This is a genomic window from Arenibacter hampyeongensis, from assembly GCF_002909255.1.
GTDB classification, from domain to species: domain Bacteria; phylum Bacteroidota; class Bacteroidia; order Flavobacteriales; family Flavobacteriaceae; genus Arenibacter; species Arenibacter hampyeongensis.
On record NZ_PIOB01000005.1, the window covers coordinates 214072 to 239172 of the forward strand.

Consider the following 25101-nt stretch of genomic DNA (forward strand, 5'->3'; position numbering starts at 1 on the left):
TTGGGTTTCGTAAAATAGAATAATAAAATTTAAAATTGATGAGTAAACTTTTTTCGATTGAAAATAAAATATATGCCTTATCCGGTGCAACTGGAACATTAGGAGGGTCAATTGCCAAATATCTTGTGGAAAATGGAGCCAAAGTATTGCTCTTGGGCAGGTCCTTGGATAAACTGGAAGAAAAATGCAAAGAATTAAATGAAATTCGTCCGAATAGTGCTCATTTGTTTGTTCTTGATGTAATGGATGAAAGTCAATTAACCGAATTGAAGAACACTATAATCACCCAGTTTAAGAGGTTGGATGGTTTGGTGAATTTGGCAGGAGGTAACATTCCCGGTGCCACTTTGAAACCGGATCAAACAATCTACGATATTGAACTTGGGGATACCCAAAAGGTAGTGGACATAAATTTGTTCGGTACCGTAATTCCAACTATAGTGCTTAGTGAAATTATGGCAAAACAAGGTTTTGGATCTATTATAAATATATCTTCTATGGCCGCTAAACAGACCATTTCACGAGTATTGGGCTATTCCATGGCCAAGGCAGGAGTGGATATTTTTACCAAGTGGATGGCCAATGAACTGGCCTCTAAGTTTAGTGATAAGATAAGGGTGAATGCCATTGCCCCCGGATTTTTTATCGGAAATCAGAATAGAAGACTGTTGACCAATGAGGACGGGTCCTTTACGGACAGGGGAGAAAAGATCATTACCAATACTCCTATGGGTCGTTTTGGAGACGCCTCCGAACTTAACGGAATGGTACATTATCTGCTCAGTGACGCCTCTTCTTTTGTGACTGGTACCATTTATGATATCGACGGAGGTTTTAGTTCCTTCTCAGGGGTATGATTTTTGCATATTCAAAAATATGACAATATAATAATTCGACCGTAGATCAAGTTCTCCTATGTAGAGAAGCCTGCCCCGATTTTTTGCGGGGGTTAGGCTGTGTTTTCGGATCTGGAGGGATTGCCGTGAATATTAGAAGCGTTATGCTGAGCGTAGTCCAAATACTGTCGGGAAGTCCTTATTATTACAAAGAAATAACTTATTAATAACGCTGATAATTGAAATATTTAAAAAGAACACTAAGGTGGTTCGGGCCCAGTTTTGGAGTGAGCCTAAAGGATATCAAGGAACTAGGTGTTGCGGGCGTTGTAACTGCCTGCCACCAGGTACCCATTGGAGAGGTTTGGTCATCACAAGTAATAAGGGAACTTAAGCAAGAAATAGAGTCCAACGGCTTGGAGTGGTCCGTAGTTGAAAGCGTTAATATCCATAAGGCAATTAAATACGGGTTACCTGAACGGGACATCTATATTCGGAATTATATTGAGACCCTCCAAAATTTAGCAGAAAATAACATTAAGGTAGTCTGCTATAATTTTATGCAATTGATAGATTGGACCCGTACCCAATTGGATTATCTTCTTCCCACCGGGGCACTAAGCTTGTTGTACGACCCTGTGGCTATTGCCGCATTTGATTTGTATATCCTTCAAAGGGATAGGGCAGCTGAGGTTTATGGAGATGAATTGGTCAATAAGGCGGAACATTATTATAGGACACTGGACCAAGAGGGCCGTGAGCGCCTAAAAGGTGCTATTTTGGCAGGAATGCCCGGTTCCAAGGACGGTATTCCACTTTCCGATTTTAGGGCCACCTTAGAGGAGGTAAGTAAGATAGAAAAAGCCGTACTTAGAGAAAATTTGGCATATTTTTTAAAGGCTATTATTCCAGAAGCCGAAAAGCTGGGCGTAAAAATGGCCCTGCATCCCGATGACCCACCATTCCCTGTTTTTGGAATTCCTCGCATTGCCTCTACTTATGAGGATTTAAAATATATTTTGGATTGTGCTCCGTCTCCAAGCAACGGATTAACGTTTTGTTCGGGATCCTTGGGTGCGGTAGAATCCAATGATCTGCTTAAAATTATAGTGGATTTTGGATCCCAAATTCATTTTTTACATTTAAGAAATGTTTCAAGGGAAAAAGATGGTAGATTTTATGAAGCTGCCCATTTGGATGGGTCCATACCTATGCCCAAGATAATGCTGGAGATTGTTAAGGAACAACAAAGGAGGCATCAAAGTGGACTTGGAGAGGTGGCCATACCTATCAGGCCAGATCACGGACATGTTTTGTTGGATGATAAAAAAAGGAAAGATGAGTTTTACTCCGGGTATTCCTTAATTGGAAGGGCAATTGGCATGGCCGAGCTTCACGGATTGGAAAAGGGCATCAGGGAATTGCTCATAAAAACTACATAAAGAATATTTAAAAGGGAGAGTGGATAATTAAGGAAGACGCAATCGTATGGCCAGAATTATATGGAATAGTTGCTAAAGTTCAAAAAATGAGTATTTTTAAGTTTTGGAAAGAAAATATAAGAGACAATTGCGTTAACGTTAACGTTCAATTAATAAAATGTATATGCAAGTTTATAAATCCCTAATGAAAAATTTAGTTGTAGTGATTGGCGTTTTGGCATGTTTGGGCTTGTATTCTTGTTCAGATATTACTGATCACAAAACCTTATTCTTTGCCCACTCCCTGCCAATAACGCATCCGGTCCATAAAGGAATATTGGCCATGCAAGAGGCTCTTCATGAAAAATCGGGCGGAAAGTTGAAGATTAAAATATTTCCCGATGGCCAATTGGGTACAGAAAGGGAGGTCTTGGAATTATTGCAAATAGGCAGTGTGGCCATGACCAAGGTAAGTGCAGCATCCATGTCCAGTTTTTCACCGGAATATAGGGTTTTGGGAGTTCCTTACTTATTTAGGGACAGCGAACATATGTTCAATGTATTGGAAGGACCTATAGGAAAGGAACTTTTGGAAGGTGGCAGTGAATATTTGCTACGTGGCCTCTGTTTTTATGATGCCGGTAGTAGAAGCTTCTATACCTTGGATGGATTTATAAAGACGCCAGAGGATTTAAAGGGTAAAAAGATAAGGGTAATGAACGACCAAATGGCCGTTAATATGGTAAACGACCTAGGTGGGTCCGCTACCCCAATGGCCTATGGTGAACTATATACGGCTTTACAACAAAGGGTTGTAGATGGTGCGGAGAATAATGTTCCTTCCTTTGTAACTTCAAACCACTATGAGGTGTGCAAATTTTATACCCTAGACCAGCACAGTATGGTACCGGATGTTGTTGTGGTAGGTACCAAGTTTTGGGATACTTTGAGCGATGTAGAAAAAGGTTGGTTACAGGAAGCCGCAGACGATAGCGTAAAAAAACAAAAAATATATTGGCAGGAAACTGTGGAGGAAGGTATGGAAATTCTGGAAAAGGCCAATGTGCAAATCTACAATCCTGATAAAAGTCCCTTCGTAGAAAAGACCAAGTCTATTTTGGAGGATTTGAAGGAGGATCCCAAAATGAAAAAAATAATCGACCAAATTAACAATCAATAATGCAAACGACGTACAGAATATTGAATAAGGCCATTGAAGGATTGTTGGTACTTATATTTAGTTTATTGGTGCTCGATGTGGTATGGCAGGTAGTCTCTAGGTACTTAGTGGGTCAATCCAGCTCCTTTACTGAGGAATTTGCAAGATTTTCATTGATATGGCTAACCGTTTTGGGTGCTGCTTATATCAACGGACAAAAGGAAGGCCATCTTTCCATGGATTTTTTATTATCTAAACTTCCAGCAGACAAACAAAAAAAGAGACATAGAATAATACAGGTGGTTATGGCGGTTTTCGCTTTGGTCATCATGGTTATTGGAGGAGGAAACTTGGTTTATACTACCTTAAAGTTGGGGCAATTGTCGCCAGCTTTATTGGTTCCCTTGGGCTATGTTTACGCCATTGTACCTATTTGTGGTCTAATGATCATTTTCTTTTCCGTGTATCACATTAAAATAACCTTTAACGCCAACAACAATGAGTATTGAAACCATAAGTATCCTAGTATTGTTTATTAGTTTTATGGGCTTGTTGGCTTATGGTGTACCAGTGGCATATGCCATCGGAATATCTACAACCATTACCTTATTGATCAATATAGCCTATATGCCAGCTACTACCACTGTTAGTCAGAGAATGACAACGGGTATAGATAATTTTGCCTTATTGGCCATTCCATTCTTTATATTGGCCGGAGAAATAATGAACCGTGGAGGTATTGCAAACCGCTTGATCGACTTTGCAAAATCGCTTATTGGTAGTTTGCCAGGGGGCATGGCGTATGTAAATATTATCTCTGCCATGTTGTTCGGTGCCATATCAGGATCGGCCATAGCCGCTGCATCCGCCATAGGGAGTACCTTGACGGAAAAAATGGCGAAGGATGGATACCCTAGGGAATTTAGTGCCGCGGTAAATATAAGTGCATCAACGACAGGGCTTTTAATACCTCCAAGCAATGTTTTAATAATTTTCGCCTTGGCCAGTGGAGGAACCGCTTCTGTGGCCGCTTTGTTTATTGCGGGTTATATTCCGGGAATATTAGTGGGCTTGGCCATTATGTTGATGGTCTATTTTTATGCCAGGAAAAAAGGTTTGCCCAAGGAGGAAAGGGTGAGCTTTAAAAAACTGTTCATTGATTTTAAAAATGCTATCTTAAGTTTAACTTTATTGGTAATAGTAGTGGGCGGTATCGTTGCCGGAATTTTTACGGCTACGGAAGCAGCAGCCATTGCCGTAGTTTATGCTATTTTGTTGGGCTTTGTGAACAAGGAACTTAAGTTTGCCGATTTTAGGCCTATTCTTCTTCGAAGTGCCAAGACAACAGCTATTGTTATGTTTTTGATATCAACTTCCATGGCCATGTCCTGGTTGTTCTCTTTCGAATCCATTCCACAATCATTGACAGGCTTCCTATTGGAATCTGTAAAGAATCCCTTGTTGGTACTACTGTTTATTAATATTACGCTACTCGTTGTGGGTACCTTTATGGATATGACCCCGGCGGTACTTATTTTCACACCTATATTTTTGCCTGTAGTAATGGCATTGGGGATGCATCCGGTTCAATTTGGAATGGTAATCGTTCTCAATTTATGTATTGGGGTATGTACCCCGCCAGTAGGTACACTGCTATTTGTGGGTAGTGGTGTGGCCAAAGTACCGGTCACAAAAGTTATCAAGCCCTTATTGCCTTTATTGGCGGCAATGACGACCGTATTGTTGATCCTTACCTATGTGCCTGAACTATCATTATGGTTGCCTAGAGTATTTGGTTTGATCGAATAATAATCTCGATTTTAAATTTTATTAAAAGTCCCTTTTGCTTTAATGTAATAGGGACTTTTTTTTGATGTACTGCCTGTTTGATTTTTTTACTTCAGCTTTTTTATTTCCCTTAAGGATTCCCCATGTTTATAAATTGTTATGTCCTTTCTTTCTAAGTCCTCGTCCTAAGTAATTCAAGTTCAATCAAGTATTGTGAATCCTTGTTCCAGCTTGGATTCTAATTATTTTCCTTAACATAATCTTAATAAATTCATATTAATAAATTTAACTATTAGTAAAAATCAATTGTTTTATTTGTCAATAAAATTTACTTATATGAAATATTTTTATAAATTGCGATGAAAGTTTTCATATAAGTAAATTTATATTAAGATTTATTTAACTAAATAAACCAACAATGAACAAAAGAAAAACTAAATTATTGGGGCTGTTATTTTCCGTTGGAATAGCCCAGATCTTATCCGCCAACATGTTGAATTCGAACATTGAAGCGAAGGGAACTTCCTCACTATTTATTGAGGTAAGCGTACAACAACAAATCACCGGTACCGTTGTGGACGAAGATGGTTTGCCCTTGTCCGGGGCGTCCGTATTGGTAAAAGGAACTACCAATGGGGTGGTTGCCGATTTTGATGGAAATTTCAGTATAGAAGTAGCTTCTGGAAGTACACTGGTAATTTCTTACGTGGGTTTTGAGACCAAAGAGATTGTTTTAGGCCTTGAAAACAAACTGAAAATTGTCTTGACTGCTGGCAATGCCTTGGAGGAGGTCGTAGTAACTGCCTTGGGAATCAGGAAGGAAAAAAGGCGAGTGGGCTACGCCACCCAAGAAGTAACAGGTGAATCCCTGCAAAAGGCAATTGCACCGAATGTGGTGGAATCCTTAACAGGAAAAATTTCTGGTGTAACTGTAACAAGTAATGGTTCGGATTTCTTTTCCGATCCCCAGATATATTTAAGAGGTGAAAAGCCGTTGATAGTTGTAGACGGTGTACCTCAGCCAAACAGTGATTTTTGGAACCTTGCCTCGGATGATATTGAAAATATTACCGTTTTAAAAGGTGCGGCAGCTTCCGCGCTTTACGGTTCCTTGGGTGCAAATGGAGCTATTCAAATAACCATGAAATCAGGAAAGGGAGTAGATGGAACAGTGATTTCTTTTAATTCTTCAACTACTTTTCAAGGTGGATTTCTTAGGATACCTCATGGTCAAACACAATATGGACCTGGAAATACAGGAAGATATGAGTTTGGCACTGGCGCAGCCGGTGGTGGAGGTGTTAACGATTTTGATTACTCTGTTTGGGGTCCAAAATTTGACGGAAGGCTTGTTAAGCAATTCGATTCACCTATTGATCCAGAAACAGGTGAGCGAATACCTACACCATGGATTTCCAGGGGGGATGACAATTTGAAGAACTTTATGGAGGTGGGTATGGTTACCTCCAATAACGTAACCGTACAATCGAGTTCTGATAAAGGCAGTTTTGTAATTTCCAATAGCTATAAATACGCCAAAGCTTCAACACCAGGACAGCGTTTGGATATAAATACCTTTAGATTAAGAGGGAACCTGATTCTTTCTGATGCTGTTAACATAGATGGATCACTACAGTATAATTATCAATATTCGGACAATAGGATCAGGGGGACTTATGGGCCAACTTCACCAATTTACCTTTTAAGCATTTGGGGAGGTGCCAATTTTGATGTCCGTAATTTTGATGGTGATAATATTTGGCTTCCCGGTAAAGAAGGGATCAAACAAAATTTTGTGGAGAATTGGAGATATAATAATCCATATATCCTATCACATTATTGGAAAAAACCGTGGACAAAGAATGACATTCTAACCTATCTACAGGGAAATTTTAAACTTTCGGAAAAGGTAAGTGCATCTATTCGGTCAACCTTAAATTCGTATTCCCTGACCAATAATGAGGAAATTTCCAAGGACATATATAATTATGATATACCGGATAGAGGAGGTAGATTTAGATATAATGCTACGCGATATTTTGAGAACAATACGGATTTTTTGATTTCCTATAATGATGATTTTTTTGATGACGAAGTTCGTTTAAATGGAACTTTAGGGGGCAACCAGAGATATTTAAGGATAGAAAACGAGAGTGCGAGTACTACCCAATTAATTATTCCTGAAATTTTTACTTTGGACAATTCGGTTGACCAGGTAACTCCCACAAGTAGTAAAGAGTATAAAGGGGTATACAGTGCCTATGCTGCGATTGATTTTTCCTATAGAAATCAATTGTTTTTTGGGATGACGGGAAGGGTAGATAAATCTTCCACCCTACCATCCGCAAATGACACATTTTTCTATCCATCGGTATATATGAGTGCAGTACTTAGCGATATTTTTGAGTTACCAGAGCCCATTAGCTATTTAAAACTTAGATCAGCCTATGCTCAGGTAGGTGGAGATTTGGGTATTTATGAGGCTACTAATTCGTATAGTACCGGTAGACTTAGGGATTTGCCTACGGCCAGTTATCCCGGAACCTTGGAAAACCCTAATTTAAAGCCCTCATTTACAAATTCATTTGAATATGGATTTGAGATGAAGTTGTTCAAAGGCCGATTTGGTATTGATTTCTCTTATTACGAAAATGAATTTGGGCCACAAATTTATACACAGCCTTTTTCATCTTCTTCAGGATATGATGGTATCCGATTAAATGGTAGGACTACAGAACGAAGGGGAATGGATTTTAGCATCAATGCTATGCCAGTAAAGACCGATAATTTTAATTGGTCAATGATCGTTAATTTTGATAAATCTAAAGAGTACTTAATTTCTTTGCCTCCATTGCCTGATGGAACCCCGCAGGAAAATGAAGGTAGAACAAGAGTTGGCGCGCTTATAGGGGATTATTGGTATTCCGAATGGGAAAGGACGCCGGACGGTCAATTGATTATTAAGTCTAATGGTCTTCCTAAAATTACTGATTTCCCTGTAAATCAAGGAAATACACAGCCTGATTTTACGGCAAGTGTAAACAATTCACTAACCTACAAAAATCTATCGCTTAATTTTTTAATAGATGGTCGCTTTGGAGGGTCTACCTACGATCGATATGAAAGGGACTTATGGCGAGCTGGTGGTCATCCAGATGCAATTCACCCAGAAAGAGAGCTTTCAAATATTGCTTATGTCCATGGTGGGGATGCCAAGACCATGCAAATTGATGGTGTAGCCATTGTTTCAGGTGAGGCAACCTATGATCCTGATGGAAATATAGTAACGGACACCAGGATTTTTGAGCCAAGCACATATAAAGTGGACTATCAAACCTGGGCCGGAGGATATAAGGCTGCATGGCAGAATGTTTTAATAGAAAAGACCTTTGCCAAACTTAGGGAGGTATCATTGACCTATATGCTCCCATCCAAGTTGTTGGAAAAAACGTTTATAGATTCTGCTTCTATCTCCTTGATAGGAAGAAATCTTTTGTATTGGACCAAGGATGACACATTTGGAGATTTGGATACCTATACTGTAAGTACAGGCGATACCAATTTACAATTGCCTTCACAAAGATCTTACGGATTTAACTTAAACTTTCAATTCTAAAAATATTTAAGATGAAAAATATGTTAAGGAATACAATGCTATTAGTGCTGCTGGCTTTGGCAATCAATAGCTGTTTAAAATACGATGATTTACGGGAAAACCCCAATCAGCCCAATTCGGTTCCGCCGAGTTTAATATTCACCCAATTAACCCCTGGGGTAGAATCTTCTTTCAGGGATACTTATGAAAGAATGCAATATCACCTATGGATTGCAACCGATAATGTTTTTTCGCCAAATTTTTCTAGTGGTTTTGGAGGGTCATTTTCCTACGGAGACTTAAGGAACATAGATAAAATGATTGAAGAGGGAGAAAATGTCGGTGCCAACGAATATGCCATTTTGGGAAAATTTTATAAAGCATATACTTACCTTGAAATGACAAGGAGGATGGGAGATGTTCCACTGAGCGAAGCAGTGCAAGGGGTAGATAATCCCACTCCAAAATATGACTCCCAAAAGTCGGTTTACATTCAAAGTTTAAATTGGTTGGATGAAGCCAACCAAGAGTTGGGTGAGTTTATTACAAATAATCCTGGAGCCATATTGGAAGGGGACCTCTACTTTAATGGAAATCTAAAACAATGGCAAAGGTTGATCAATGCCTATACCATTAGGATATTGATTTCCTTAAGTAAAAGGGAAAGTGATGCTGATGTGAATGTTAAAGGGCGTTTTGCAAATATCATCAGTAATTCTGCACAATATCCGCTCTTAACAGGATTGGGGGACAATGCTCAATTCACTTATTCCAATGCGGATGGCTTCAGACAGACCTATAATCCTGACCAAGCCGTTTACAGGGATGCAGTGGTGTATGCCGGGACTTACATTGACATGCTTAAAAACTATGAAGATCCAAGGCTTATGAAAGTGGCAGACCCAACCAAAGATGCCTTGGACGCCAACCCGGATGAGGTGGCTGTGCGAGCGGATTTTAATTCTTATGCCGGTGCAGATATTTCTGCCAATGGAACTGAGAACTCCTCAAAAAAATTGGACGGTGATTTCTCATTTCCACATTTTGATAAATATTGGAACTATGTAGGTCAGCCAGGAATTTTCATGAGCTATTGGGAGCAGGAACTGCACATTGCAGAGGCGGCTCAGCGTGGTTGGATAACTGAAGATGCAGAAGCACACTATAATAATGGCGTTACGGCTTCCATGGAGTTTTATAGCGTGGATGCGGCTGAAATTTCAACCTATTTAACCTCAAAGCAACCTTATATAGCAGGGGCAGCAGGTTTGACCAGGATCTTGGAGCAGAAGTATTTGGCATTCGCCGAAAATTCCAATCAGGAATCCTTTTTTACTACTAGAAGAACTGGAGTGCCGACCTATATTTTTTCGGATGAAAATAGCATTACGAAGTATCCTGTACGTTGGACATATCCAACTTCCGAAGATTCAGATAATAGGGATAATTATCGGGCGGCACTTAGAGCGCAATTTGGTGCTGAGGTAGATGACAGGGATCAAGTAATCTGGCTACTTAAGGATTAATACATTTAAAATTTAATATAATGAAAAATATAAAGAACTTTAAGGTTGTTGCCAGTGCGCTTCAGTTTGTACTATTCATTTTGTTCATCGGTTGTACAGTAGACCGTGGAGAAGGATGGGCCGATGAAAGGTATTTGGAAGACTTCGAATTTTATGTATATCATACCAATCCATTAACTGGGGTGGAGTATACAGATGAGGAATTGGCAGAATTAACATATGACCCCAAGGAGAAAGAATCATACGCCGAAGGTCAGCCTGTAGATTTGGCGATAGTAACTTCTAAGTTGCCATCGGAAATTAAAGTGCTCTCCGGAACGGATTTGTCTGTGCTTGAAATTCTGACAGATTTTCCGTCTTTTGGGGATAAATTTAAATCCAAAAGCTTTACATCAAGTTTAGACGAGCTTAATCTATTGGAAATAGGGGATAAAACATCCCTTAAATTTGAAATTTTATATACTGATGGTTCTATTGGTGCTGTGGAATTTGAAATTAAAAAGGTAAAGTTTTTTGATCCAAATGCCATCATAGATACTTTTGTATATTTAAAGAAGAGTACGGGAGAAACTATTCCTTTGGCTATTGATGAAAATGTGACTTCAAGAGTAAAGGATGCTGCCTATGGCTCAATAGTAGAGTTTAATGGAGCGGATAACCAAGTAGAGATATTGGATGTTCCTGAATTGAGTTTTAGGCATGACAGTGATTATTCTATAGGGTTTTGGGTAAATACTACTTCTACCGATAGTGATCCGGTAATGATAGGAGATCAGGACTGGGGCAGCTCTTCCAATCCAGGATTGACCATAGCTTTCCGTGGAGACAATTGGCGTGTGGCAACGTCAGATGGTGTAACCAAAGCGGATACCAATTATGATGGCAGCTTTAATGATGGGGAATGGCATTATATAGTAACTACTTTTGATCGTGATGGTAGCATGACGCTGTATCAGGATGGTGCTTCAGTGGCCTCGGCAAGTATGACGGGAATTGGAAATACAGCTAGTGGAAATCCACTTCGTGTAGGACAGGATGGTACCGGTGCCTATGGCCAGTTCTTTGAAGGTAACATTGGAGAAATTACTATTTATGATTACGCTTTGTCTTCTCAGCAGGTTGCAGGTGTTTCTACACCCTTAACGGGCGTACAGTTGAAGACGCAGGATGGTGTTGTAAAGAATATAGCGGTAGCCAATGCTGGCGCTACCATTAGTAGCGAGAATGAAATGTCCACTTTCACCTTTGATGGTGTAGATCAGTTCGCAACAATTAGCGATGCAGATTTGGGCTTTAGACATGACAACGATTATTCAATTTCATTTTGGGTGAATACAACGTCTTCTGATAGTGACCCGGTTATGATTGGTGATCAAGACTGGGGCAGCTCATCCAATAAAGGGTTGACCATAGCCTTCCGTGGTAGCAACTGGCGTGTTGCCACTTCTGATGGAACGACCAAAGCAGATACGGATTTTAATGGCAACTTTAATGATGGTGATTGGCACCTGCTAACGGTAACCTTTGATAGGGATGCCAATATGACCTTGTATCAGGACGGTAAGGAAGTAGCCAGTGCAAGTATGGCGGCTGTTGGCAATACAGAAAGTGGTAATCCATTGCGCTTGGCCCAAGACGGGACAAGTAACTATGGTCAGTTTTTTGAAGGAAAGATTGCAGGTACGGTAATCTATGATTATGCACTTTCGGATATAGAAGTTGCGGCATTGTTTAATTAATCACAGTACAAACCTAGTTGTATAAAATTGAGTTGAGTTAGTTTTTTAATAAGGGAGGGGCTTTGAATGCTTCTCCCTTTTTAATTTTACGGTCTTTTTATTAAAATATATATTACTTGTGAAATGGGAATTATAAAAGTAAAATTATTGATGGGTTTAATGGCAATGTCAATATGGTCCTGTTCAGAAAATAATTCGTCAGAATTAAAAGTGGATGAGGAAGTGAAGACAGAGTCTAAAAAAGTATTGATTATTGGTATAGATGGCTGTAGGCCAGATGGCATAACAGCAGCCAATACCCCCAATTTGGATGCACTCATGGCTAATGGCACCTATTCTTTGGATGCCAGAAATACAGGAATTACATCAAGTGGGCCCGGATGGTCATCAATGTTGACAGGCGTGTGGCAGGACAAACATAAGGTTGTGGATAACTCCTTCTCAGGATCTGATTTTACCAGATACCCTCATTTTTTTAAGAGAATTGAAGAAAATAATCCCGATAATCGAACTGTATCCGTATCCCAGTGGCACCCAATTAACAACCAAATTGCTCAAGGTTCTGTAGATATTACCAGAAACACGGCAGATACGAGCGCGGATGTCAAAAATAAGGCAGTAGCAGAACTTGGTGTTGAGGACCTTAGGGCGCTATTTGTTCATTTTGATGATGTGGATCACGCCGGACACGGTTCAGGTTTCAGTCCCAATAATCCTGCTTATATTACTGCAATTGAAACGGTTGATGTAGCTATAGGGGAGTTGATTGTTGCTTTAAAAAATCGCCCAGAATATATCAAGGAAGATTGGATCGTGATAGTAAGCACTGATCATGGCGGTATTGGAACAAGCCATGGGGGAGATACAGATGAGGAACGCACTATCTTTATGATTGTTAGTGGGGACAATATTCCAAATAACGAAATTGCCAAAACAACATCAGCGGTCGAGATTCCTCCAGCAGAAAATTGTTTAAATAGTGATACGGAGCTTTATTTAGAATCCAATGGTAGTATTTCCATTCCGGATAATGTGGCCTATAGTTTTGGAGCTACCCAAGATTTTTCGATTGAATGCCGAATTCGTAGCAAAGTACCTTCTGATGTTGGAGTTATAGCCAAAAAGGATTGGGACAGTGGTATCTTGCCAGGGTATGTTTTTTCTTTTAAACCCGGCACCAAAAACTTTAAAGTAAATGTGGGGGATGGTACCAATAGGGTAGATGTTGAGGCTGGACAAATTACGGATAATGAATGGCATACCGTAAGTGCCACTTTTGATAGAGACGGTCTGTTAAAAGTATTTGTTGATGGTATTTTAAAGAATAGTGCAGATATGTCATCTATCGGAAATATAGACAATACGTTTCCTTTTACCATTGGCGCGGATGGCAATGATGCTTATAAGTATAATGGATACATTTCCGAAGTGAGGGTTTTTAACGGTTTGTTGGAAACCGAAACTATAGATGCCTGGAAATGTAAAATTTTGGATGACACACATCCAATGGTTACCGGTCTAAAGGGCCATTGGAAATTAACAGAAGGTTCTGGAGCATTAATAACCGATGCCAGTTCAACAGCGGCAAACGGAACTTTGGTTGGAGGGGAATGGAAAGACGCAACTGTTGCTTCCATTGAAACGGTAAATGATTATAAGGATACACCACGTACTGTTGACGTAGTAAAAACAGCCCTGACCCATTTGTGTATTAAAATTGAGGAAAATTGGGGTTTGGAAGGAATATCGCTTATCCAGGAATCATGTAAAAATTAACAATTTTAACATCAATAATTATCCTATATGTAAAATTTTTGTACTTTAGTGCAAAATAAATTTTCAACGCAAAGTTATTCTTAAACATGAACATTAACGACAGAAGTTACCCAAAGCAAAAGCAGACCATTATTGGAATATGTATGGATGGAACCTCTTATCCATATTATGAAGGAGCCAAAGAAGTGATGCCGAATTTGCAACGTTTTATAAAGGAAGGTTCTATGGGTATGGTGAAAAGTGTTATTCCGTCTTTTACCAACCCAAATAACATGGCTATTGTCACTGGGGTTACCCCAAAAGTAAACGGAATTTGTGGAAATTTTTATTGGGATACAGACCTGCAACAAGAGGTTATGATGAACGACCCAAAGTATTTAAAAGTACCTACTATCCTGTCTGAACTGAGTAAAAATGGGAGGAAAGTTGCAGTTGTGACCGCCAAGGATAAATTACGGAAGATGCTGGCCCATAATCTGGACGGGATATGTTTTTCTGCAGAATTTGCCAATCAGGCTACTTTGCAAGAAAACGGCATTGAAAATGTTGAGCAAGGATTAATGGGCAAGGAAAGACCTGGAATCTATGATCCCTATATTTCTGTTTATTGTATTGAGGCCGGAGCCAAGTTGTTGAAGAGGGAACATTTTGATGTAATGTATCTGACTACAACGGACTTTGTGCAACATAAATATGCACCTGGAAGTGCAGATGCGAACGATTTTTTATCAAAAATAGACCTTTGGCTCGGTGAGTTGGACAAGTTGGGAGCCATTATTGGGGTGACCGCCGACCATGGAATGCAGGCCAAGACCAATCCGGATGGCAGTCCAAAGGTTCAGTTTATAGAACAACTTCTGGATGCCCAAAAAATTAAGTCAAGGGTAATTTTACCTATAACAGATCCTTATGTAGTACATCACGGGGCCTTAGGTGGCTATGGTACGCTGTATTTGGAGGATAAATCACAGTTAAAGGCGGCCAAAGAATATTTGTTGTCCCTTGACGGAATTGAAAAGGTACTGACCAATAAGGAAGCTGTGGAAGAATTTGAATTACCAGGAGATCGAATAGGAGATTTGGTGGTATTGGCCGATTCTGCTACTACTATTGGCAGAACCCCCGATTGGCACGAACTGGACAAGGTGAAGGAAGGTTTGCGCTCGCATGGTGGAGAGCACTGTCAAGAGGTGCCTATGATATTCAATAAGAAATTGAACGCTGAATACAATGATAAATTGGCATCTGGTACCAGTAGAAACTTTGATCTGTTTCACTTTTTGAGTAACGGATTTTCTAATTAAACCACTTAAAACACTGTTATGATCGAATTTGGAAGTATAATCAATGGAAAACAGGTGAAAAGCGGTGAATGGATCGATATTTATAATCCATTTACCAAGAAACAGGTAGGAAGGGTGTCATCCATAGATACAAAAACCTTGGATAAGGTTTTAACGGATACCAAAAATTCCAAGATGACCCTTACGCGCTATGAGCGCTATGATATATTGAATAAAATTGCCAATGCCCTTGAAGAGCGGGTTGATGAGGTTAGCAAAATGATTACCGATGAAACGGGACTTTGTTTAAAAGATACCCGTTATGAAGCCAGTAGGGTTTCAGATGTGCTTCGTTTTTCTGCTATGAAGGCATTGGACGATGACTCCCAAGTGTTTCCTTGCGATGTTTCCAAAAACGGAAAGCCTAGAAGGATATATACTACTCGTGTTCCTTTGGGTCTAATTAGTTGTATTACCCCCTTTAATCACCCTATGAACCAAGTGGTTCACAAAATTGCTCCTGCCATTGCCACCAACAATACGGTAGTTTTGAAGCCTTCTGAGAAGACGCCTCTGTCGGCCTACTATTTCGCCCAATTGGCCTTGGATTGTGGTTTGCCCCCAAATATGTTGAACGTTATTAATGGTGCCGACGTGCAGGCAACCGCTGAAATGATGACCATTCATCCCGAAATTACTATGGTCTCCTTTACAGGAGGTAGTAGAGTGGGGAAAATAATAGCCTCCAAAGCTGGGTATAAAAAATTGGTTTTGGAACTTGGTGGAAGTTCAGCATTGTTAATTCTCGAAGATGCCGATATAGATGAGGCGGTAGAAGTGACCATGTCCGGAACTTTTAAGAATTCCGCCCAACGCTGTACGGCCATTAGAAGGATTTTAGTTCACGAAAGTATTGCGGACACCTATGCCACCAAATTGGCAACTCGAGTAAAAGCCTTAAAATATGGGGATCCCTATAATGCCGAAAACGATATGGGAACTGTTATTACTGAAGAATCTGCCATGGAAATGGAAGCACGTGTCCAAAATGCAATAGATAATGGGGCAGTATTATTGGCAGGACATAAGCGTGAAGGTGCCCTTTATGCCCCAACAGTTTTAGATCATGTGCAAAATGCCCACGAAGTAGTTGCTAAAGAGACCTTTGGTCCCGTTGCCCCAATTATTAGGTTCAAAACTTTGGATGAAGCTATTGATATCGCCAATGATACTCCATATGGTTTGTCCGGGGGTGTGGTAAGTAATCACTGGCCATCCATACAACGGGTAATTACCGAGTTGGATACGGGTACCGTTAATGTAAACGAAGCGCCCAGCTATCGCCTGGAATGGACTCCTTTTGGAGGAGTTAAGGATTCCGGCCTGGGGTATAAGGAAGGGGTAATAGAGACGATGAAAGGGTATACCTATGTTAAGACCTATTCCTTGCCTTGGGATATTGCCTAGGGATATATTTAAATTTTTCAATCATTATTTGAGTAAGTCTAAATCTTAATCGAAAAAAAATATTACATGCAAATAAAAAGAAATGTGTTGTTGAACCCTGGTCCTGCAACAACAACGGACTCCGTAAAATTGGCTCAGGCAGTTACCGATATTTGTCCTAGGGAAAAAGAGTTCGGCGATTTAATGGAATATTGTGCCACTGAAATCACCAAATTTGTAGGCGACCCCAAAGAGTACTCCACGGTTATGTTCGGGGGTTCGGGTACGGCAACCGTAGAGGCCATATTGAGTTCGGTAGTCCCTGAAAATGGTCGTATCCTTATCATAGACAACGGAGCCTATGGCAAGCGTATGTGTCAGATTACCAAGATTTATAAACTGGATACCGTGGTTTTTGAATCATCGTCCATAGCACCAATCGATTTAAAGGCCCTGGAGGAAGTAATTAAAAGCGAAAAAGGATTGACCCATTTGGCCATGATCCATCATGAAACCACTACTGGCCTGTTGAATGATATTTCGGCGGTGGGGAATTTATGTGCTACCTATAATATAAGCTTCATAGTGGACTCCATGAGCGGTTTTGCGGCAATACCTGTAGACATGAAAGCTATGAATATAGATTATTTGGCCGCTAGCTCCAACAAGAATATTCAGGGAATGGCAGGAATAGGATTTGCCATTTGTAGTAAAAAAGCTTTGTTGGAAACAGAATCCATTCCAATGCGGAACTTATATCTTAACCTGTATGCGCAATACGCCTATTTCGAAAAAACGCATCAAACAAGGTTTACCCCACCGGTACAAACATTTTATGCCTTAAAACAGGCCATAATAGAAACCAAGGAGGAAACTATTGAGAAACGATATGCCAGATATGCCAAATCTTGGGAAACATTACTGAGTGGAATAGGCGAAATGGGGTTGGAATATTTAATAGATAAGGAACATCATTCAAAAATAATCACCTCCATTATAGAACCTAAGAATGATAAATATGATTTTGAGGAAATGCACGATTTTTTCTTCGAAAGAGGATTTACCATATACCCAGGTAAGGTTAATAATTATGATACCTTCAGGATATCCAATATAGGGCAAATAGATTATACGGATATTCAAAATTTTCTAAAGGTCTTAAAGGAATACCTTGTACAAATAGGTTTTATAAAAACTTAATCTCCATTACAGATTATAGTTTGTTAAATGTCTACTATCCTTAATAAAGTTTAATTTAAGTGTAAAGTCCAACCATGAGTTTAACAGCTGATCAGAAGTATTGGAGGAAAAGAATATTTGTTCTCACTTGGCTCGCCTATGCGGGATTTTATTTCGGTAGAAAAAACTTGTCGGTCACCTGGAGCTCCATGGAAAAAGACTTGGGGCTGGACAACTCTGATTACGCTTCTATAATTTTTGTGTACAGTTTGATATATACCATTGGGCAATTTGTAAATGGGTACCTATCGGATACCTTTGGACCCAGAAAGGTGGTCACGTTTGGACTGTTTTTAGCCGCAATAGGAAACTTATTTCTAGGAATGACATTTTCCGCAGGGGTGATTGTTTTTCTGATAGCGGCAAATGGTTATGGCCAATCCACTGGATGGAGTGGGTTAATAAAGAACATGACCCCTTGGTTCAGAAGAACGGAACGGGGGATAGTTATGTCCTGGTGGTCCACTTGTTATGTTACTGGTGGCTTTCTGGCTACCATTTTTGCTACTTATGTTGCTTTCGATATGGAGTTCCTTTCGGAGCTGGGGTGGAAAAGAGGTTTTATTTTTCCTTCACTGATACTCTTTGTTATTGCCATCCTGTACCTCATGTTTACAAGAAACAATCCGGAAGATGTTGGCCTACCTCAGATAGTTGAAAATAAGTATGAATTTGAAGGGGGTGCCAAGGCAGAGAAGCTTAAAATATTGGGCCTGTTGCTAAGGAACAGTTCCCTTTGGGTCTATTCCAGTTGCTATATGATCCTTAAAATGACCAGATATGCATTTCTTTTCTGGTTGCCAGTATATTTGGAAAAGGCGTTGCATTATGATGTAAGTGATGCAGGTTATATGTCGTCGGTATATGAGTTGATAGGCTTTTTTGGGGTCATCCTAGCGGGTTATAGCTCGGATAAGATCTTTAAATCAAATCGATTTAGTACAGTTGCTATAATGATGATAGGGTTGGGTCTTGCCTGTTTAGTTCATCCCTATATGGTTCCTTACGGGAAAATAGCGACCATTATCAGTATCGCCCTTATTGGGATAGCCACTTACGGGCCGGATTCCTTGATCTGTACGGCTGGTTCTATGGATGTTGGTGGTACCAAAGGTGCTGCAATGGCTGCTGGTATCATTAATGGTATGGGGTCTGTGGGACAGATGTTCTCGGGCTTTATAGTAGTGGCAATTAACGAGTATTACGGGTGGGACAATCTATTTTACTTTTTTGTTGTAATGTCCTTCATCGGTGGGGGGTTGGCAGCTTTAAAGTGGAACCAGCAAAGTTCGGATTAGTTTAGGGTACGTTTAATATTTTGGATATCATTTGGTAATATTGATAATGTGACTGTCTATAATTTATTCGATGTATATCCAACACTCATGACTCCTATATTAAGGCATCAAGAATCATTTAATGCTGGAAGGGCGCAAATGGCCATATCCTCCGGTGTCAAATCTATTTTTTATTATGTTAAAAGCTAAACTTTTTAATTCCAAATTTCAAGTTTTTCACGGTGTGGGGAAACCTTTCAGTTTTGAGGGAAAAGCACAGGAAATTAAATTGAATACTGGTGAAGCGTTGGTGAAAATTGTTTTGGCTACCATTTGTGGGTCCGATCTGCATACCATTGAAGGGAAAAGAAAAGAAGATGTTCCCTGTATTCTTGGGCACGAGGCTGTTGGGGAGATTATTGACATAAGTGGCCGACCTGGTTTTAAAATCGGAGATAGGGTAACATGGACTATTGCCGATAGCTGTGGAAAATGTCCGGCCTGTAATGATTACGGACTTCCCGAAAAATGTAATGAACTTTTTAAATATGGCCATGCCTCAATGTCGGAGGGAAGTGGTCTAAATGGATGTTATTCAACTGTCATCCACATAAGAAAAGGGACTCACCTGGTAAAGGTTCCTGCAATGATAAATAACAGTATTGCTGCTCCCGCCAATTGTGCACTTGCTACTATGGTAAATGCTGTTTCACAAGCCAAAAAATTTCCTAAAAAAGTTGTTGTTCAGGGAGGTGGTCTATTGGGTGTTTATGCCTGTGCACTGCTCAAGGAAATGGGAGTTCCAAATATTTACTGTCTGGAGGTCAATGAAAATCGTTTTGATTTGATCAGAAAATTTGGGGCAATCCCCGTAGATGCCAGGGATACGCTTAAAGCAACTCAATGTATCTTGAACAAGATAGGAGACGGCGCCGATGTAATTTTTGAAGTTGCCGGTGTTAAGGAATTAATTCAACAAGGGGTTGAATTGTTACGCCCGGGAGGGGAATATATATTGGTGGGATTGGTACATCCCGATTCAGAATTAAGTATAACTGCAGAACAAATTATCAGGAAATGTATTAGTATAAAGGGCGTGCATAACTATGCCCCTTGGCATTTAGAGGAAGCTGTTGCCTTTTTAGATCGCAATTACATGAACTTTCCATTTGAGGAACTTGTGAGCCCTCCATTTGGTTTGGAGAATATCAGTGAGGCGATTGTGGAGGCAAAAAAACAAAATTGGTTCAGAGTCTCGTTAAATCCACAACTATAAATGGATTATTTTGGACGCAAAAATGAAAATTTTCGAAAATATCAATGGAAAATGCTCTTCGCCGTTATGTTCTGCTACCTGTTCTACTATACTGGTAGACAGAATTTTGGTTGGGCCATACAAGGTATATCAATAGAATTCAACGTTACAAAGCAATATATTGGATGGGCCGGCGCGGCCATGCTTTGGGCTTATGGAATAGGACAATTTATTAATGGCAATTTGGCCGATAAGTTTGGTGCCCGCCGCATGATGGTTATTGGGGGCGTTCTTTCGGTAATCATGAACTGGGCAACAAGTTTTGCTACCGCCTACTGGATGATAATAGTTTTTTGGGCTTTAAATGGTTTTTGTCAATCTTTGGGTTGGGCTCCAGGAAGTCGTCTTGTGGCAAATTGGTGGGGAGAAAGAGAAAGGGGTAAGGCATTTGGATTTTATGTGTTTGCGGCTGGCTGTTCGTCCATCCTAATTTATTTATTATCCATTATAATGTTGGATATCTACGAATTGGACTGGAGATGGCTTTTTAGATTGCCCGTACTATTGCTTTTTTTGGGATGTGCCGTTTTCTATTTTGTAGTGAGGAACAAACCGGAGGAACTTGGTTTTCCCGCTCTTCAGGAAGATACCGAATTAATCGGCATAAAGGAGGAAGAAACCTCGATTGAACGATACAAAGTGGTTTTGTTGAACAAAAAATTTATTTTGGCATGTATTTCCATTGGCTTTCAGAATATGGCAAGGTACGGTCTCTTGGTCTGGGTGCCTCTTTATTATTTGGGAACCACCTTGGATGAATCTACGAATTTATGGATTGCATTAGCGCTTCCTATTGGCATGGCTATGGGAACAATTTTCTTTGGCCAATTATCGGATCGTGTCTTTAAATCCAATAGATCAAAACCAATAGCTTTATCCATGGGTCTAGCCGGTTTGGTTATTTTATTGGTATACCTTATTCCAAAGGAAAACTTATTTGGCGGACTAATGTTAATGTTTGCGGCGGGGTTTTTAGTATATGGCCCTCAATCCTGTTATTGGCCGTTGAGCCCAGATCTGCTGGGCGTTAAGAGGTCCGGTACTGGAGTTGGGGTGATGAATACATTTGCTTATGGGTTTGCAGGAGCTGGGGAGCCTTTTATTGGATATCTAGTGGATGTAGGAGGTGAACAGAATATTGTTTTTGTGGCCACAGCTGTAATGTGCTTCATTAGTTCAGTAATTATTAGGTTCGTTAGACGCTAATTTGGTAATAATGTTTAGTAGTAGTGGAATCAAATTTTTAAATAAAATAATAGCAATATGGGAAAGAAGTATTTATTCGTTGTTTTAACAATAATGGTACTAATGGCTGGCTGTAAAGTCGAAGATAAAACCAAGGAATTTAATGTATTGACGAAACGTGTGGTTGTAATTGGGTTAGATGGTATTAGCGTTGATGGTTATAATACTGCAAAACATCCCAATTTGGATGCATTAATGGCAGATGGAGTATTGTCCTTGAATACAAGGAATGTAATGCCATCCGTAACATTGCCCAATTGGACTTCCCACCTTACAGGAAGTGGCCCTGAGCAGCATGGGGTATTAAGTAATGGCTGGGAATTGGATAAGGTAATCTTGCCGGCAGTAGAAACCGATAGCGAGGGTTATTATCCATCTATTTTTAAAATTTTGAAGGAGGGCGTGCCAAATGTAAAAACAGCTTTTTATTACAATTGGGCAGAATTGATCAATTCTTTTAATCCACGATATTTGGATGTTGTAAGTTTTGAAGAAAATGATGGATATCAAAATAATTATGGAAGGGCCTTAGACTTTATCAAAAGGAACAAGTCCAACCCTACTATGGTATTTCTTTATTCTGTGCATACAGATCACGCTGGCCACAATCATGGTTGGATGTCCCCGGAATATATTACATCTATTGAAGAAGTGGATGTCCATATCGGGGAATTTATAAATAAGCTTAAGGAAGAAGGACTTTATGAGGATACCCATTTTATGTTTTTTACGGATCACGGTGGAGTACCGGAGAGCGGCCATGGAGGTATAACACGCCAGGAATTGGAAGTGCCCTGGGCCATAACAGGTCCTGGAATAAGCAAGGGTCGAAGATTGAAGGAGCCCAATAATTCAGTAAATACAGCTATGACTATCTCGCATCTTTTTGGTTGTAGGAATGTTCCGCTTTCCTGGACAGGGGAAGTACCCATGTCCATTTTTGAATCCAATGAAAAGTAAATCGCATTTATAGTATCCTCCGCTATTGGAATATTATAAATTTTTAGTAGGTTAATTAAAATTAGAGTGCAATGAAAAGTGAGTCGATTCATGAGACTGATTTAGTAATAATTGGTGGTGGTATATTTGGTTGTGCAATTGCTTATTACTACAGTAAAAATAATCCAGGAAAGGAAGTAGTTCTGTTAGAACGCAACGAGCTTAACAATGCAGCTACCAGTAGAGCTGCTGCCTTAATGACCATGGTCCGGTCCAAAAGATCCTATATTCCATTAACCATTGAAACTTTTAAAGTGGCCAAGGAAATGGAAGTGGAACTTGGGGAAACATTGGATTTTAAGGTGGTTGGTATGATGCATGTAGCAGCCAGCGAAGCCAAGGTCAAGGATTTGGAGAACCTTATGATGATTGCCAAGGAATATAAACAAGAGGCTTACTATATTACCAAAGAGGAGGCACAACAAAAGGCCCCTTGGCTAAAGCTGGACGAGGCTTTGAAGATAGGTTTTGTACCCAATGAAGCCTATTGTGACCCTTATATGTTGGGGACATTCTTTGCTAGGTGCGCTAGAAAATATGGTGCAAAAATTCGACAAGGGGTTGAAGTCTTGGGTTTGATACATGAAGGCAAAAACGTTAAAGGGGTAAGGACCACTGAAGGGGAAATATATGCGGATACTGTGGTAGATGCCGCTGGGGTATGGGCTCCCATTCTCGCCAAGGAAATAGGGTCTGGACTTCCCATGGCACCAGTGAGAAGTCAATATTGGATTACCGAGCGCGCCGATATTTTTCCAACAGATTCTCCAATGGTACTGCTCCCAGATGCTCAGGCTTATGCCCGTCCTGAGGGAGGAAGTTTGCTTTTTGGGATTCGTGAAAAAAAGTCGTTAGTGGCATCCCCTAAAGAAGTTCCCAATGATATTACAGATTTTGTTTTTAGTGCAGATGAAGGTATGGACGATCTTTTTGAAAACGGTGAGCGACTAGCCCGTTTTTTTCCGGCCTTCTATGATATGGGGATTAAATATTACGTGGCTGGATTTTCGGGCTACACCCCGGATTCCCAATTGGTATTGGGAGCTGTTCCTGGATCAACAGGTTTTCTGGTGGCTTCTGGATGCTGCGGGGCGGGAATATCGGTCGCAGGAGGTGTAGGCTTGGGGATTGCGGAAATGGCAGCCGGTAGGTCCAATCCCTTGGATTTTTCAGAATTTGAAATTGCCAGGTTCGGGGAAATAGATCCCTTTGGGGAAGATTGGCTTAAAAAATGTGCTGATGCCAGATCTAATAAAGTAAGTGGTTAAATGACAAAAAAGATAAAATGCAAAATCTAAATAAAGGACGACGTAAATTTATTGCGAACATAAGTATGGGTTCTGCGGCCATAGGTCTAGGGACTGCAGGTGCATATGCTTTTGCACCCAAAAAGGAAGTGGGTATAAGTAAAGCTGTTAAGATTGGCTTTATAACAGATATACACCATGGATTTTGTGCAGACGGTTTGGAACGTTTGGAAGTTTTTATAAAGGAGGCCTCCTCCCGTAAATTGGATTTTATAATCCAAGGGGGCGATTTTTGTCACCCAACACCCGAGGCAAATGAATGTATAGATCTTTGGAACAGTTATAAGGGGGAGAAATACCATGTTTTGGGCAACCATGATATGGATAAGGGAAGCAAACAGGATGCCATGGATTTTTTTGGAATGAAGAATAATTACTATTCCTTTGATAAAGGAGACTTTCATTTCGTGGTAATGGACGGGAACTATATTATGAAGGATGGAAATTACGAGGATTATGGCCACGCCAATTTTTATATTGATCAGGCGAATAGAAGTTTGGTGAATCCAGAACAGATCGAATGGCTGAAACAGGATTTGGAAAAAACGGATAAGCAAACCATTATTATTTCCCATCAGGCCTTTGACGAAATTTGGGATGGTTGGTCGTCCCCAAGTAGGTTTGCCGTTAGAAAGGTAATAGATGATGCCAATAATAGAACGGATTACCAAAAAGTAATTGCCTGCTTTTGCGGACATCATCATGTGGACGACCACAGTTATATTAACAACGTTCATTATTTTCAGATGAACAGTGCTTCCTATTATTATGTTGGTGGCGACTACGGTTCAGATGGCAGTAGGGCTATGTATCAGGATTCCATTTTCGCTTTTTTGACACTAGATCCCTCTGGCCACATTTCAATTGAAGGAAGGGAAAGTCAATTTATGCATCCGACCCCTGCGGAAAAGAAACATCCAGACGCTCCAAGGCTCTCGGCCTCCATTAGTAATAGAAAATTAGATTTTAAAAATAAAAAGTAAAGAATGGTTCAAGTGTTTATAAATAATAACTGTAGTTTAATTAATTCGAATAACAAATTTACTGCCATAGAACGAAAGGAATCAATCCGCCTTATCCGGGTTTTAGTCAATCTCTTTAAAAGTGTACAGCGGTTGGGATTAAGAATTGCCCTGTCAATTATTACACT

18 protein-coding genes are annotated in these 25101 nt (G+C 40.0%); all 18 read left to right on the plus strand.

Features of this window, described 5'->3' with window-relative positions; genetic code table 11:
* The first annotated feature begins 38 nt into the window (after nucleotides 1–38).
* The 18 genes from CWD91_RS14050 (at nucleotide 39) to CWD91_RS14135 (ending at nucleotide 24934) form a co-directional block, all read left to right on the plus strand.
* Nucleotides 39–857, plus strand: coding sequence for an SDR family oxidoreductase (locus CWD91_RS14050; protein ID WP_103441591.1), 819 nt, complete (start codon nucleotides 39–41; stop codon nucleotides 855–857).
* A 218-nt stretch (nucleotides 858–1075) separates the two neighbouring features.
* Nucleotides 1076–2278, plus strand: coding sequence for a mannonate dehydratase (gene uxuA, locus CWD91_RS14055; protein WP_103441592.1), 1203 nt, complete (start codon nucleotides 1076–1078; stop codon nucleotides 2276–2278).
* A gap of 184 nt (nucleotides 2279–2462) precedes the next feature.
* On the plus strand, nucleotides 2463–3437 hold the full coding sequence (locus CWD91_RS14060) for a TRAP transporter substrate-binding protein (RefSeq protein ID WP_103441753.1): 975 nt from the start codon (nucleotides 2463–2465) through the stop codon (nucleotides 3435–3437).
* Nucleotides 3437–3925, plus strand: coding sequence for a TRAP transporter small permease (locus tag CWD91_RS14065; RefSeq protein ID WP_103441593.1), 489 nt, complete (start codon nucleotides 3437–3439; stop codon nucleotides 3923–3925). Before CWD91_RS14060 ends, CWD91_RS14065 begins: the two co-directional genes overlap by 1 nt.
* Nucleotides 3915–5225: a TRAP transporter large permease gene (locus tag CWD91_RS14070; RefSeq protein ID WP_192877674.1), complete on the plus strand. Its 1311-nt coding sequence runs from the start codon at nucleotides 3915–3917 to the stop codon at nucleotides 5223–5225. Before CWD91_RS14065 ends, CWD91_RS14070 begins: the two co-directional genes overlap by 11 nt.
* 397 nt (nucleotides 5226–5622) lie before the next feature.
* Entirely contained in the window at nucleotides 5623–8820 is a 3198-nt protein-coding gene (locus CWD91_RS14075) for a SusC/RagA family TonB-linked outer membrane protein (protein WP_103441594.1), read from the plus strand.
* An 11-nt stretch (nucleotides 8821–8831) separates the two neighbouring features.
* Nucleotides 8832–10325 carry a SusD/RagB family nutrient-binding outer membrane lipoprotein gene (locus CWD91_RS14080; RefSeq protein ID WP_103441595.1) on the plus strand — a complete coding sequence of 498 codons (1494 nt, stop codon included), beginning with the start codon at nucleotides 8832–8834 and terminating at the stop codon, nucleotides 10323–10325.
* A 20-nt stretch (nucleotides 10326–10345) separates the two neighbouring features.
* Nucleotides 10346–12064: a LamG domain-containing protein gene (locus CWD91_RS14085; RefSeq protein ID WP_103441596.1), complete on the plus strand. Its 1719-nt coding sequence runs from the start codon at nucleotides 10346–10348 to the stop codon at nucleotides 12062–12064.
* Nucleotides 12065–12187: 123 nt separating this feature from the next.
* Nucleotides 12188–13840 (plus strand): alkaline phosphatase family protein, encoded by a 1653-nt coding sequence (locus tag CWD91_RS14090; protein WP_103441597.1) that lies wholly within the window; start codon nucleotides 12188–12190, stop codon nucleotides 13838–13840.
* Nucleotides 13841–13926: 86 nt separating this feature from the next.
* A complete protein-coding gene (gene phnA, locus CWD91_RS14095; protein ID WP_103441598.1) occupies nucleotides 13927–15144 on the plus strand; it encodes a phosphonoacetate hydrolase in 1218 nt (405 codons plus the stop codon).
* Nucleotides 15145–15162: 18 nt separating this feature from the next.
* Entirely contained in the window at nucleotides 15163–16590 is a 1428-nt protein-coding gene (locus CWD91_RS14100; protein WP_103441599.1) for an aldehyde dehydrogenase family protein, read from the plus strand.
* Nucleotides 16591–16656: 66 nt separating this feature from the next.
* Nucleotides 16657–17769, plus strand: a complete 1113-nt coding sequence (locus CWD91_RS14105; RefSeq protein ID WP_103441600.1) for a 2-aminoethylphosphonate aminotransferase — start codon at nucleotides 16657–16659, stop codon at nucleotides 17767–17769.
* Nucleotides 17770–17843: 74 nt separating this feature from the next.
* Entirely contained in the window at nucleotides 17844–19106 is a 1263-nt protein-coding gene (locus CWD91_RS14110; RefSeq protein WP_103441601.1) for an MFS transporter, read from the plus strand.
* Nucleotides 19107–19281: 175 nt separating this feature from the next.
* Entirely contained in the window at nucleotides 19282–20361 is a 1080-nt protein-coding gene (locus tag CWD91_RS14115) for a zinc-binding dehydrogenase (RefSeq protein ID WP_192877675.1), read from the plus strand.
* Complete coding sequence (locus CWD91_RS14120) at nucleotides 20362–21606, plus strand: MFS transporter (RefSeq protein WP_103441603.1); 1245 nt, start codon at nucleotides 20362–20364, stop codon at nucleotides 21604–21606.
* Between the two features lie 57 nt (nucleotides 21607–21663).
* Nucleotides 21664–22605 carry an alkaline phosphatase family protein gene (locus tag CWD91_RS14125; protein ID WP_103441604.1) on the plus strand — a complete coding sequence of 314 codons (942 nt, stop codon included), beginning with the start codon at nucleotides 21664–21666 and terminating at the stop codon, nucleotides 22603–22605.
* 71 nt (nucleotides 22606–22676) lie between these two features.
* The gene (locus CWD91_RS14130) at nucleotides 22677–23912 is read left to right on the plus strand and encodes an NAD(P)/FAD-dependent oxidoreductase (RefSeq protein WP_103441605.1); all 1236 of its coding nucleotides are present in this window, start codon (nucleotides 22677–22679) and stop codon (nucleotides 23910–23912) included.
* A 17-nt stretch (nucleotides 23913–23929) separates the two neighbouring features.
* Nucleotides 23930–24934, plus strand: coding sequence for a metallophosphoesterase family protein (locus tag CWD91_RS14135; RefSeq protein ID WP_103441606.1), 1005 nt, complete (start codon nucleotides 23930–23932; stop codon nucleotides 24932–24934).
* Nucleotides 24935–25101: the final 167 nt, after the last annotated feature.